Source organism: Actinoplanes sp. NPDC051633 (genome assembly GCF_040681735.1).
Taxonomy (GTDB): Bacteria; Actinomycetota; Actinomycetes; order Mycobacteriales; family Micromonosporaceae; genus Actinoplanes.
This window is the reverse complement of the sequence record NZ_JBFAZH010000096.1, coordinates 1-12481: the sequence shown is the minus strand read 5'-3', so window position 1 is coordinate 12481 and position 12481 is coordinate 1. Positions and strand designations below refer to the sequence as shown.

The following is a 12481-nucleotide window of genomic DNA, read 5'->3' as shown; positions in this document are numbered from 1 at the left end:
GCGGGGCGTCCTCGATCCACATCCGGCGCAGCTCCGGCCGGTCGACCGGCGCCATCTCGGTCTTGACGTAGCCGGGCGCCACGGCGTTGACCCGGATGTTGTCGGGTGCCCACTCCGCGGCCAGCGACTTGGTCAGCTGGTGCACGGCGGCCTTGGAGGCGTTGTACGGAGCCTGCGCCTGCGGCCGGTTGACGATCAGTCCCGAGATGGAGCCGATGTTCACGATGCTGCCACCGCCGCCGGCGCGCAGATGACGCCCGGCGGCCAGGCTGACCTTCCACACCGCGCGGACGTTGAGGTCGAACACCTGCTGCCACTGCTCGTCGGTGGCGTCCCACGCGGGGTTGTGGAAGCACGTGCCGGCGTTGTTCACCACGATGTCGAGCCCGCCGAGCGCCTCGACGGCCTCGTCGACCCCGCGTTGCACGTCATCGTCGCGGGACAGGTCGGCGCTGATGGCATGGGCCGGCACGCCGTCGTGCGCGAGCCGCTCGACCGCCGTCCGGTTGGCGTCGGTGCCGCGCCCGATGAACGCGACCGAAGCGCCGCAGTCGGCCAGCGCCCTGGTGAACGCGTACCCGAGGCCGCGGTTGCCGCCGGTGATCAGGGCCTTGCGGTCCTGCAGGGAGAACGCGGCCAGGCCGCGGGGGAACTCACTCATTGCCGCACCACCAAGCTTCGGGGTTTGCCCGATGATAGGCAGCCGGGCCGCCGGCATCGTCCGCCGACGCGCGCCGCGACCCGGGCCGTTGTGACAGATTGATCCGATGACGCTGGCCGGGCGGGACGACGAGCTGGCCGCGCTGGGCGGCGCGACCACCGGCGTGGTCGTCGAGGGTGCCGCGGGGATCGGCAAGTCGGCCCTGCTGGACGCCTTCGGCGACCAGGTCCGGGGCGAGGGCCGCCTGGTTCTCCCGGTTCGCGGGTACGAGTCGGAGAGCACCCTCACGTACGCGGGTCTGCTCGCCGTCGTCCGGCCGCTGCGCGAGCACCTCGACGCCGTGCCCGCCGGTCACGCGGACGCCCTCGCCGCCGCCCTCGGCTGGCGGGCCGGCGCCGGCGGCGACCGGTTCCTGGTCGGTGCCGCGCTGCTCAGCCTGCTCGCCGCCGCCGCCGAACGGCAGCCCCTGCTGCTGGCGGTGGACGACTTCCAGTGGCTGGACCGGGAGTCGGCCGAGGCGCTGCTCTTCGCGGCCCGCCGGCTGGACCGCGACCCGGTGACGGTGGTGATCACCCGCCGCGACGACCTTCCCGCGCCGGCGTCCTTGGACGGCCTGCTGGTGATCCGTCCCCCGGGCCTCACCCCGGCGGCGGCCGCCGAGATGCTCGGGCCCGGCTTCGCCCCGGCGGTGGTCGACCGGCTCGTCGCCGAGACCGGCGGCAATGCGCTGGCTCTGCAGGAGGCCGGCCGCGGGCTGACCCGTCCGCAACGGTCCGGCGCCGCCGAGCTGCCCGCGGTGCTGCCGGTGCCGGACCGGCTGCAAGAGGTGTACGCCCGGGAGCTGACCGCACTGTCCACGGAGGACCGATGGGCGGCCCTGCTCAGTGCGTGTGCTCGCGAACCCCACGGCTGGACCTTCCGGCATCCGCTGCACCGGGCCGCCACGCTCCTGTCGGCCACTGCCGCGGAGCGCCGGGCCGCGCACGCCGCCCTCGCGGAGGCGCTGCCACCCGGCCCGGAACGCACCTGGCACCGGGCCGAGGCGGCCACCGGGCCGGACGATCAACTCGCCGGCGAGCTGAGCCGCACGGCCGAGCTGGACCGCACCCGCCGCGGCTACGGCAGCGCCTCGACCGCCGCCGAACGCGCCGCCCGGCTCACCGCCGACCCGGCGGTCCGGGCCGACCGGCTCGCGGCCGCGGCCGGGGACGCGTTCATGGCCGGCGACGGTGACCGGGTGGACCGGCTGGCCCGCGAGGTGCTCGACGCCCCGTCCGCCGGGCCCGCCGCCCGCTCGGCCGCGCTGGGCGCCCTCGGCCGGCGGGAGCAGTATCGGGGCAGCCTGCGGCGCTCGGCGGAGCTGCTGGCCCGGGCGGCCGAGGTGGCCACCGGGCGGCCTCTGCTGCGGACGCTCACCGATCTGGCGCACCTGCGGTACATGCTCGGCGATCCCGCCGGGATGGCCGACGCCGCCCGGCGCGCGGTGGCCGCAGCCGATCGCGACGACCCGGAGCAGGCGATGCTCGCCGCCTATCTGAGCGGGGCGGCGCAGGTCGTCGCGGGCCGGCCGGACCTGGGGGTGCCGCTGGTCCGCGAGGCGGTCGCGCTGCTCGAGTCGGATCCGGCCCTGCGCGACGATCCGGCTCAGCTGGTGGTGGCGTTGCTGGCGGTGCGGTGGCTGATGGATCCGGCGGCGGGCCGGGCGTACGTCGATCGGCGCCTGGACCGGGCCCGTGAGGCGGGCGCACTCGGCCGGCTCGCGTTCGGGTTGTCCATCGTGGCCGGTGGGTTGGCGTGGCTGGGTGAGCACCGGCGGGCGTACGCGATGGCCGGCGAAGCGGTCGAACTACTCGACGCGCTGGGCTACGCGACCGAGCCCGGTGTCGCCCACGAGACGCTGGCCGTCGAGTGCGCCGGACGCGGGCTGCACGAGGAAGCGGCGGCGATGATCCGCCGGGCCCGCGAGGTGGCGGATCTGGCCGGGATGGCCGTCACGCCCCCGCACCTGGCGCTGAGCATCGCGACGGTGGCGCTGTGCCGCGACGATCTCGACGAGGTGGTGCGGGTGCTGGAGGAACAGATCGAGGTGTACGGCGGGGTCGGCCGGCACCTCGATCCGCTCGGCGTCGCCCCCATGCTGGTCGAGGCCTACCTGCGGCTCGGCCGGGACGCCGACGCGCGTGCTCTGGCGTCCCGATTCGCCGCGGCCCAGCCGGAGCAGCCGGATGCCGACACGGCGGCACGGGTGCACCGGTGCGCCGCGCTCGTCGCCCCGGAGGTGGACGACGACGCCTTCGAAGCCGCCCTGCGATGCCACGCCGCAGGGGTGGACCAGACCGAGACCGCGAGAACCCTGCTGCTCCACGGGATGCGGCTGCGCCGCGCCGGCCGCCGGATCGACGCCCGGGCCCGGCTGCGCGAGGCCGCGCGGCGGTTCACCGCGATGGACCTGACGCTGTGGGCCGGGCGGGCCGCCGAGGAGCTGGCCGGGACCGGTGAACGGGCGCGGTCCCGGACCGGCGACGGCGGCGCGCTGACCTCTCAGGAGACGCGGGTCGCGCTGCTGGTCGCGGAGGGCCGCACCAACAAGGAGGTCGCCACGGCGTTGTTCCTGAGCCCGAAGACCGTGGAGCACCACGTCGGCGCCGTGCTGCGCAAGCGTGGCCTGCGGACGCGGACCGAGCTGGCCCGTGACCTCAGTACGCCACGCGGCTGACCGCCTCGGCCGTGGAGCCCAGACCGATCGCGGTGGCCATCGTCTCGTTGATCACGTAGAGCTCGATGGGCAGGTCGTCCGGGGCGCGCAGGTTGAGGTGGTGACCGCCGTCGCCGTCGACGATGGGGGTGTAGGGCACGCCGTACTCCTTCATCCGCTGCTCCCACTGCCGCAGCGACTCGACGTCCGGCACGGCGAAGGCGAGGTGATCGAGGCCCACGTGGTGCTCGTCGAACGTGCCGGAGCCGTGCCCCACCAGCAAGATCGCGACCGGCAGCTCCCGGCGTACGACGAACCGGAAGGCCTCCTGCTCGATGGCGAGGTCGAAGCCGAGGGCGCCGGTCCAGAAGTCGGTCGCCGCGGCGATGTCGCGGACCGTCAGCGTGATGTGCGAGATGCCGAGGATGTTCGGTGTGGTCATGGGCTCGACGATGCCCGCCCGGGGCCGGCCGTCGCGCCGGGGAAATCCCCTATCGGCCGAGGATCGCGTCGAGGGCGTCGTAGACGGCCGGCGGCCCGGCCACGATGCGGTTGCCGGCGAGCAGGGCGTCGCCGGTGAGGTAGTCGTTGGTCCGGGCGCCGGCGGCCCGCGCGACGGCGAGCGCGCCGAGGCAGTCCCACGAGTTGAGGTGCGGTTCGATGTAGCCGAGCAGCCGGCCGCAGGCGACGTAGCACAGCATCAACGCGCCGGAACCGTTGCGGTAGTAGATCCCGCCGTTGCGCAGCAGGCGCTCCATCACCGGAAGGATGGCGTCGACCGGGATCCGGGGCGCATAGCCGAGTGCCACCAGTCCGTCCGTGACCGCCCGGCCGGCATGGGGCGTGATCGGTGCCCCGTTCAGCATCGCGGGACGGTCGAGCCCGCCCTCGAACAGTTCGCCGAGCGGGGGATTGTGCACGAATCCGAACTGGAGAACGCCGTCGTACACGTACGCGATGGACACGCACCAGCTGGACAGCCCGCTGACGAACGGCTGCGTGCCGTCGATCGGGTCGACCACCCACACCCCGCGCGACTCCGCCAGGCCGGCGGCGCCGGTCTCCTCGCCGAGGAAGGCGTCGTCCGGGAACCGCTCGGCGATCCCGCGGGCCAGGAGGCGTTCGACCTCCACGTCGGCCTGGGTGACGACGTCCTGCACGCCCTTGGCGGTCACCCGCAGGTCGTCCAGCCGGGCGAAGTAGGACGCCGCCAGCTCACCGCCGGCCAGCACCATGGCCCGTCCCGCGTCGTATCGGTCCCGCAGGCCGGCGGCCGCCGTCATCGCCACAACCAGGCCGCGCCGCGAACACCGCTGGAGTCGCCGTGCCGGGCGCGGACCACCGGCGTGTAGAACACCGGGGAGAACACCCGGGACGCCAATCGGGGCGGCAGATCGGCGTACAGCTCGTCGACGTTCGACATTCCGCCTCCCATCACCAGGACATCCGGGTCCAGAGCGTTGACGACCAGTGCGAGGCCGCGGGCGAGACGATCGACGTATCGGTCCCACACCAGCCGCGCGAGCCGGTCGCCGGCACGCATCCGCGCGATGACCTCGGCCCCGCTCACGGTAACCGGCTCGGCCAGATCGACACCGGCATGGGTACGGTAATCGCGGGCGAACGCCCGGCCCGACACCCACGTCTCGAGACAGCCGTGCCGGCCGCAGTAGCACGCCCGTCCCGGGAGCTCGGTGACGTCCGGCAGCGGCAGCGGGTTGTGGCCCCACTCGCCGGCGCCGTTGTTCGGACCGTGGTGGGCGCGGCCGTCGACGGCGATGCCGGCGCCCGCGCCGCTGCCCAGGATCACCGCGAACACGACGCGGTGGCCATGGCCGGCGCCGTCGACCGCCTCCGAGACGGCGAGACAGTCGGCGTCGTTCGCGGTGCGGACCTCCCGGCCCAGCACGCGACGGAGGTCCTCCTCGACCCGGCGTCCGTTCATCCACGTCGAGGAGGCGCCCTTGGCGATCCCGGTCCGGGGGTCCAGTGAGCCCGGCAGTCCGACGCCGACCGTGCCGGGCGCGCCCGTACCCGTCTCGATCTGTTCCACCAGGTCCGCGATGAGCCGCAGGCAGCCCTCGTAGTCGGATCGAGGGGTGTCCGCCCGGCGGCGGTCGACGGCCACGCCGTCCGCGTCGAGCGCGGCTGCTTCGATCTTGGTGCCTCCCCAGTCCACCCCGATCAGCATGGCCCCAGGCTATCGACACGACGTCGCGGCAGCCTGTCGAGTGGGAGCGGCACCGATCAGATCAGGCGGCCGCGAAAGGCGAGCGAGGACCCGAGTGATCGGCCAGTATCTCGTCGATGACCCGTTTCGCCGCCGCGGTCCCGGCGGCGTAGTCGATCAGCGCCTTCCACAGCGCCCAGCCTCGCCCGCGCGCCCACGTGCCGGGATCCACGCCGATCCCGGCGCGGAACACTTCGCGGCTCGCCCCTGACAGTTGCCTCCAAGCGATCGCCAGATCGCACGCGGGGTCGCCGACGCCGCACGTGCCGAAGTCGATGACGGCGCCCACCTCGCCGTCGCGGACCAGGACGTTGTCCAGGCTCACGTCGCCGTGGAACCACACCGGCCGACCGTCCCAGCGGGCGTCGAGGGCCGCCTGCCAGACCGCCAGGACCTCGTCCCTCGGCACGTGGCCGTCGAGGGCCTCGACCGCCCGGCGGGTGTCGGCGTCGTAGACCTCAAGCGGCCCGCCGCGGAACCAGTTGTGCAGCCCCGGCCCGGGCCCTCCGGCCGGGTCGACGTGTCGCAGAGCCACGAGGAAGGCGGCCAGGCGGCCGGCGAACGCAACCATGTCGCCGACGGTGGCGGCACCGGCGGGTTCGCCGTCGATCCATTCGTAGATGGACCACGGGAAGGCGAAGTCCTCGCCGGGCTCGCCCTTGACCAGCGGTACGGGGATCGGCAGCGGCAACTGCGGGGCCAGCACCGGCAACCATCGGTGCTCCTTGTCGACGGCCAGCGCATACTCCCGAGCCGTGGGCAGCCGTATCGACATGCGGTCACCGAGGCGAAAGGTCTGGTTGTCCCAGCCGCTGGTGTCGACGGGCCGGACCGGCAGGTCGGCCCACTGCGGGAACTGGCTGGCGACCAGCCGTCGCACCACGCTCAGGTCGACCAGCCGGCGATCGGGCATCGGGACGGGAGCAGAGGTCACGCGCACAATGTCACGGGCCGCGGGCCCGCCGGCAACCGATTTGATGTGGTCCTACGCTGGCCCGGTGACGACTCAGGTGATCGTGGTGAACGGTGGATCCAGCTCCGGCAAGTCCGGGATCGTGCGGTGCCTTCAGGCGATCCTGGCCGATCCGTGGCTCGCGTTCAGCGTGGACGGCCTCGTCGACGCCATGCCTCCGTCCCTGCGGACGACGTCCTCGGGGATCGAGATCGATCCCGGCGGCGGGGTGAGCATCGGGCCGCAGTTCCGCATCGTGGAGGCCGCCTGGATGCGCGGGGTGGCCGAGGTGGCCCGGGCCGGCGTGGGCGTCGTCGTCGACGACGTCTTCCTCGGTGGAGCCGCCTCCCAGCAGCGGTGGACGGATGCCCTCGACGGGCTGCGGGTGCTGTGGGTGGGTGTGCGGTGCGAGGCCGGCGTGGCCGCGGGCCGGGAGATCGCCCGCGGGGACCGGGCGCGGGGGATGGCCGCGGCTCAGGCGACGGTGGTTCACGAGGGTGTCCGCTACGACGTGGAGGTGGACACCACGCACACCGAAGCCGTCGAGTGTGCGCGGGCCATCGCGGCGCGGCTCGGGTGACGGCGACCGTGCCGGGCCGCGGCGACCTACGCTGGACCGATGACGATCTCTGACGTGACGATCTCCGGGGGCACCGACCCGTCGGCCGACCTCGCTCCCCGGCCCGGTGTCGTGACCCTGGTGGTGAACGTCGCCTCCAGGTGCGGCCTGACGCCGCAGTACAACGGTCTCGAGCGGTTGCAGGAGAAGTACGCCGGTCGCGGCTTCACCGTGCTGGGCGTTCCGTGCAACCAGTTCGGCGGGCAGGAGCCGGGGAGCGCCGAGGAGATCGCCGAGTTCTGTTCGGCCACATATGGCGTGACCTTCCCGCTCACCGAGAAGGTCGAGGTCAACGGCGCCGGCCGGCATCCGCTCTACGCCGAGCTGGTCGACTTCCCGGACGCGGACGGCTACACCGGCGACATCCGCTGGAACTTCGAGAAGTTCCTCGTCGGCCCGTCCGGCGAGGTGGTCGCCCGGTTCGGGCCGGGCACCGAGCCCGAGGACGACCAGGTCGTCTCCGCGATCGAGGCCGCCCTGATCTCGCACTAGCGCCGACAGGTTTGTTGTGGAAACCTATTGGCATGACCACTGAATCGATGCCGGCCGGCGATCCCCACCGGCTGCTCTCCGACGTGCGGGCTCTCGCGCACCGGGTGCGTCGCGACCAGCGGATGACCTGGGGCGCGCTCCTGGTGCTGGCCGTGGTGACGCTCGTGGGGATCCCGTTCGACTGGTTCGGCGCGGACGTGCAGTGCTCCGCCGACGGCGGTTGCCGATTCGCGCGACAGGGCGTGCTGTACTACTGGCCGGCGGCATTGCTGCTGGCATATGCGGCCATCGCCTTCTGGTACGTGCGGGCCGCGCGGGCGCGCGGGGTCGGCGCCCGGGTGTGGCCGTACGCGATCACCGGCGCCGCGACCACCGTCGTGTTCACCGCCGCGTGGGTGGCGGCGCGCCTCTACTTCCCCAGCCACCCGGCACCCCTCGACCCGCTTCCGTACTGGTGGTTCGTGCTCGACCGGCTGGTCTCACCCTGGGGCGTGATCGGGGTCGCGCTGCTGGTGCTGGCCCGGCTGGAGCGCAACGTCGCGCTGCTGGCGTTCACCATCGGCTACCTGGCGCTGGTGCTGCTGGTGCTGCCGATGGGCGACGGCTGGAGCTCGCCCCCCTGGGGGATCCGGGCCGGGTTCGCGGTGCCGCAGGTCATCGCCGGCGTCGTGCTGCTGCTGGGGGCGGCCGGCTTCGCGATGGCCGGCCGGCGGAGCCGGTGACCGCCGTGGCCGACGCCTCCGACCCGGACGCCGCGCACCTGGACGCCTCCGACCCGGACGCCGCGCACCCGGTCACCGGGCTGGACGAAGTGGTGCATCAGCGGGTCCGGCTGGGGATTCTCACCATCGTCCACGAAGGACGCCGCGTCGACTTCGGCTATCTGCGCACTCAGCTCGACCTGACCGGTGGCAACCTCTCCAAGCACCTGAGCGTGCTCGAGGAGGCCGGCCTGATCGAGGTGGAGAAGGGGTACGAGGGCAAGCGCGCCCGCACCTGGATCACCCTCACCGCCGCCGGCGCCACCGCGCTGGCCGAGGAGATCGGCCGGCTGAAGCAGCTCATCGCCCGGGTGGAGACGCCTCCGGGTTGACCGGCGGGGCCCAGCCCGGACGTGGGATGAGGCAGAACGGATGGCCGGCCGGGTCGGCGAAGACGTGGTTTCCCGGCAACGGCCGGGCGCCGAGAGCCACCGCCGCCTCGGCGGCGGTGGCCGGATCGTCGACCATGACGTCGAGATGCATCTGCTGTGGAACGTCCGGATCGGGCCAGGTCGGCGGTCGCTGATCGGGCGCGCGCTGAAATGCCGTGCCGGAGGTGGTCGTGTCGGCCGACACCACCATGAAATCCGGGTCGTCATGGGTGATCGGAAGGCCGAGCAGCGCGCTCCAGAATCGGGCCGAGGCGGCCGGGTCCGGGCAGTCGACGATCAGGTGGTGCAGACGTCCGACGGGCATGGTGTTCACTCTGCACCTATTGCCCGCGCCGCGCGTGCTGTGGGATCGGCTCGCCGGCGTCGATTGCGGGAGTGCCGTCGGCCGCCGGCGCGCTCCGGCGGGCCGGGATGGCCGAGACGAGCAGGGCGCCGCCGATCTGGATCGGCAGGGCGAAGCGCGCCACCTCGGTCAGCCCGATCGCGAGGCCCATCGCCACCAGGTACACCGTGAGCAGGCCCGCCGCGGCCTTGCCGGCCCAGCGCCGCTGCCGGCCGGAGACCAGCCAGATCGCGAGCGCGATCTCGCCCGCGGTGGCCGAGGCCGCGGCGACGCCGACGAGGGAGTCGGGTACGAACGGCAGCAGCCGCCCGGTGTACGACACGAACGCGTCCCAGCTGCCCCAGCTCGCTCCCTCGGTGCCGAACAGCCCGAACCGGTCGGCGACGGCTCCGGCGAAGTCGAGGGCCAGCAAGACTGCGGCCAGCCTGCCGAGCATCCGGACGAGTCGTCGCGGCCGGCCGCGCGCCGTGACGACGGCGGCCGCGAGGAGCACGGTCGCCGCGATCAAGATCAGCGTGATGACACCCGGCCGCACCCGGCCCAGCATGACCAGCTGGAACACCACGCCGGCCGCCACCCACAGCAGCCCGCCGAATCGCCGGGCAGCATCCATCCACCGCATCGCTTCCACCTCCGCTAGTTGGTAAGGTGCCTTACCAGCACGCTACGGGTACGGAGACGAAATGGTCAAGCGCCTTACTAATCCGTTTCTCGGTGCCCCGACACCGCTCGGCTCGCTGCTGACCGCGGCCGGGCAACGGCTCAGTGCCGAGCTCGACGCGGCGCTGCGAGCGGCCGGCTTTCCCGACCTGCGCTCGGCCCACGCGCCCGTCTTCATGGCCATCGACCCCGAGGGCACCCGGGTCACCGAGCTGGCCCGGCGCACCCGGATGACCAAGCAGGCGGTCGGCGAGCTGATCCGCTATCTCGCCGCGCACGGGTACGTGACCGTCGCGCCGGACCCCGACGACGGCCGGGCCAGGCGGGTCAGCCTCACCGACGCCGGCTGGCGGGCCATCGACACGGGCGAACGGGTGATCGGCGACTTCGACCAGTGGCTGAACGACGCGATCGGGGCCGACGTCGTCGTGCAACTGCGGCAGGCCCTGGACCGGATCATCGCCACGGACCCGGCCGACCGGCGCTGACCCAGGTACGCCTAGGTATGCCCTAGGTATGCCTAGGCCGCCCGCACGCCTCTCCTAAGCGCCTTTGACCAGGGAAGATAGGTGGGTGCGTCCGATGTGACAGCGCTCCGGTCAGCCCAGGATGGAGACATCACCGGTTGACGAGGAGACGAGCCATGATGATGCACCCGATGGTCTTTCTGACGATGGCGAACGACCACCACCGTGAGTTGATCGCCGACGCCGAGAAGCACCACCTGCTGACCATTGCCCGCGAGGCCCGCAAGGCCCGCAAAGCCAAGAAAAATGAAGTCGTCCGCGGACATCCCGCCGGTAATCTTGCGTCGTGCGAGCCGTCCGCGGTGGTGCCAGCCCGGTGATGATCGGGCGGGACAGCGAGCTGCGCCGATTGGCGCAGCTCGCTTCGTCGCGTGAGCCGGCGGTCGCGCTCATCGCGGGGGAGCCGGGCATCGGGAAGACGCGGCTGGTCCGCGAGCTGCTGACGACCGTGCCGGCGGAGACGGTGGTGCTGGTCGGCCAGGCGGAGCCCGGCTCGCTGTCCCGGCCGTACGAAGTGCTCCTGGACGCCATCGACGGCCGGGTGGAGGTCGACGAGGAGCATCTGGCGGCCCTGTCGGACGCCCGGCGCAGCCCGGTGGAGCGTCTGCACACCGGCCTGTCCATCCTGGCCGACCTCATCGGCGACGCACCCGCGATCCTCGTCTTCGAGGACCTGCACTGGGCCGACTCGGAGAGCGCGGCGCTGTTCGAGCGGATCGCCGAGCAACGCGGGCCGAGGCTGCTCATCGGCACGTACCGGCCGGATGAGGTGACCCACCGCCACCCGGTGGCCGGCCTGCTGGCCCGGATGGAACGCCGGCATGCCGTCACCCACGTACGACTCGATCGCCTCACCGCCGCGCAGACCGCGGCGCTGCTGGCGGCGGTCACCGGCGCCCCGGCGCCGATGCGCGCCGCGACCGCTCTGCACCATCGCACCGGCGGAAACCCGTTCTTCCTGGAGGAGCTGCTGCGCGCGTTGCCGGCGCAGGACGTGGAGGCGTTGGTCGAGCAGCCGCTGCCGTGGAGCCTCGCCGACGTGCTGCGCCGCCAGGTCGACGACCTCGACCCGGACAGCCGCCGCATCGTCGAGGCCGCCGCCGTGCTGGGCCAGCGCGTCCCGTTCGACCTGCTCGCCGGCGTCACGGCGACGGGCGAGGACGAGCTGGTCGCCGTGCTGCGTGACCTGGTCACCCGCGGTGTGCTCGTCGAGTCCGGAGAGGACGAGTTCGCCTTCCGGCACGCGCTGGTGCGCGAGGCGATCGCCGACCAGATGCTCGGCCGGCAGCGTCGCCGGCTGCACGAGGCCGCGCTGGACGTGCTCCTGCGTCGCTCGGCCGGCCACCCGGCCGGGGCTGACGGCGGCGGCCCTTCGGACCCGGCCATGGTGGTGCACCACGCGCGCGGCGCCGGCCGGTACGACGACATGATCGCCGCGGCCCGCCGCGGTTCCGCGCTGTACCTCTCGATCGGCTCCGCCTACCAAGCTCTGCAGCTGGCGGAGACCGGCCTGGACGAGGCGCCCGACGACACCGAGCTGATCGCCGCCGCCGCCCGGGCGGCGTGGCTGGCCGGGCTGCTGGACGACGCGCTGCGGTACGGCCGCCGCTGGCGTGACCTCGCCGGCACCGCGACCGACCGGGCCGAGTCGCTGTACCTGCTGGTCCGGATCGCCTGGGAGTCCCGGGAGACCGCCGAGATGCGCGCGCTGACGCGGCACATCGAGACGTTGATCGCGCAGCTCCCGCCGGGTGCCGACCAGGCGAGGGCGATGACCGCGATCGCGCAGTCGGCGTATCTGCGGGACGAACCCGATGCCGCGGTGCTCTGGTCCGACCGCGCGCTGGCGCTGGCGGAGGAGTTCGACCTGCCGGCCGTCCGGCTGGCGGCGCTGGTGGAGAAGGGCTCGACGCTCATCGAGCGGCCGCAGACCGCCGCCGAGGGCCGGGAGATCCTGTCCGGCCTCGTCGACGAGGCCGAGAAGGCGGGCGAGTGGGTGCTGGCCGCCCGGGCCCTCGAGATGCTGGTGCAGGGCGAGCCGCCCACCTCGCCGGCCTTCTCGGCCTCGTCGACGAGGCCGGCCAGGATCACCCGGCCCTCGGCGGCGGGCGGCGGCCGCGCGAAGAGCGTCGAGCCCGTCTCCACCAGC

Annotated in this window: 15 protein-coding genes; 8 read left to right on the top strand and 7 right to left on the bottom strand. The window is 73.3% G+C overall.

Annotation, left to right across the window (positions count from 1 at the left end; translation table 11 throughout):
• A partial coding sequence (locus AB0M20_RS08585) for an SDR family NAD(P)-dependent oxidoreductase (protein WP_364295911.1) occupies nucleotides 1–661 on the bottom strand: 661 nt, incomplete at its 3' end.
• Between the two features lie 106 nt (nucleotides 662–767).
• Here AB0M20_RS08585 and AB0M20_RS08580 point away from each other — a divergent pair.
• Nucleotides 768–3377 (top strand): LuxR family transcriptional regulator, encoded by a 2610-nt coding sequence (locus AB0M20_RS08580; protein WP_364295909.1) that lies wholly within the window; start codon nucleotides 768–770, stop codon nucleotides 3375–3377.
• Here AB0M20_RS08580 and AB0M20_RS08575 read toward each other — a convergent pair.
• The 4 genes from AB0M20_RS08575 to AB0M20_RS08560 all read right to left on the bottom strand — a co-directional run bounded on the left by AB0M20_RS08575 (nucleotide 3358) and on the right by AB0M20_RS08560 (nucleotide 6520).
• Complete coding sequence (locus tag AB0M20_RS08575; protein ID WP_364295907.1) at nucleotides 3358–3798, bottom strand: VOC family protein; 441 nt, start codon at nucleotides 3796–3798, stop codon at nucleotides 3358–3360. The genes AB0M20_RS08580 and AB0M20_RS08575 overlap by 20 nt on opposite strands.
• Before the next feature lie 49 nt (nucleotides 3799–3847).
• Entirely contained in the window at nucleotides 3848–4639 is a 792-nt protein-coding gene (locus AB0M20_RS08570; RefSeq protein WP_364295905.1) for an inositol monophosphatase, read from the bottom strand.
• Entirely contained in the window at nucleotides 4636–5547 is a 912-nt protein-coding gene (locus tag AB0M20_RS08565; RefSeq protein WP_364295903.1) for an ROK family protein, read from the bottom strand. The genes AB0M20_RS08570 and AB0M20_RS08565 overlap by 4 nt, the downstream gene beginning before the upstream one ends.
• Nucleotides 5548–5608: 61 nt before the next feature.
• Nucleotides 5609–6520 (bottom strand): aminoglycoside phosphotransferase family protein, encoded by a 912-nt coding sequence (locus AB0M20_RS08560; RefSeq protein WP_364295901.1) that lies wholly within the window; start codon nucleotides 6518–6520, stop codon nucleotides 5609–5611.
• Nucleotides 6521–6584: 64 nt separating this feature from the next.
• Here AB0M20_RS08560 and cpt point away from each other — a divergent pair, with 64 nt between their 5' ends.
• The 4 genes from cpt to AB0M20_RS08540 are packed head-to-tail and all read left to right on the top strand — an operon-like array spanning nucleotide 6585 to nucleotide 8742.
• Nucleotides 6585–7118 (top strand): chloramphenicol phosphotransferase CPT, encoded by a 534-nt coding sequence (gene cpt, locus AB0M20_RS08555; RefSeq protein ID WP_364295899.1) that lies wholly within the window; start codon nucleotides 6585–6587, stop codon nucleotides 7116–7118.
• Between the two features lie 39 nt (nucleotides 7119–7157).
• Entirely contained in the window at nucleotides 7158–7649 is a 492-nt protein-coding gene (locus AB0M20_RS08550; protein ID WP_364295897.1) for a glutathione peroxidase, read from the top strand.
• Between the two features lie 32 nt (nucleotides 7650–7681).
• Nucleotides 7682–8371 carry a hypothetical protein gene (locus AB0M20_RS08545; protein ID WP_364295895.1) on the top strand — a complete coding sequence of 230 codons (690 nt, stop codon included), beginning with the start codon at nucleotides 7682–7684 and terminating at the stop codon, nucleotides 8369–8371.
• 38 nt (nucleotides 8372–8409) lie between these two features.
• A complete protein-coding gene (locus AB0M20_RS08540) occupies nucleotides 8410–8742 on the top strand; it encodes a transcriptional regulator (RefSeq protein ID WP_364295913.1) in 333 nt (110 codons plus the stop codon).
• On the opposite strand, the gene AB0M20_RS08535 is transcribed toward AB0M20_RS08540, so the two are convergent.
• Complete coding sequence (locus AB0M20_RS08535; RefSeq protein ID WP_364295893.1) at nucleotides 8711–9106, bottom strand: VOC family protein; 396 nt, start codon at nucleotides 9104–9106, stop codon at nucleotides 8711–8713. The two genes, AB0M20_RS08540 and AB0M20_RS08535, sit on opposite strands and share 32 nt — an antisense overlap.
• 16 nt (nucleotides 9107–9122) lie before the next feature.
• The gene (locus AB0M20_RS08530; RefSeq protein ID WP_364295891.1) at nucleotides 9123–9767 is read right to left on the bottom strand and encodes a hypothetical protein; all 645 of its coding nucleotides are present in this window, start codon (nucleotides 9765–9767) and stop codon (nucleotides 9123–9125) included.
• A gap of 61 nt (nucleotides 9768–9828) precedes the next feature.
• On the opposite strand from AB0M20_RS08530, the gene AB0M20_RS08525 reads away from it, so the two are divergent.
• The 3 genes from AB0M20_RS08525 to AB0M20_RS08515 form a co-directional block, all read left to right on the top strand.
• Entirely contained in the window at nucleotides 9829–10293 is a 465-nt protein-coding gene (locus AB0M20_RS08525) for a MarR family transcriptional regulator (protein WP_364295889.1), read from the top strand.
• A gap of 155 nt (nucleotides 10294–10448) precedes the next feature.
• The gene (locus AB0M20_RS08520; protein WP_364295887.1) at nucleotides 10449–10652 is read left to right on the top strand and encodes a hypothetical protein; all 204 of its coding nucleotides are present in this window, start codon (nucleotides 10449–10451) and stop codon (nucleotides 10650–10652) included.
• Nucleotides 10619–12481, top strand: a 1863-nt coding sequence (locus AB0M20_RS08515) for an AAA family ATPase (protein ID WP_364295885.1), incomplete at its 3' end; no start/stop codon positions are given. The genes AB0M20_RS08520 and AB0M20_RS08515, both read left to right, overlap by 34 nt.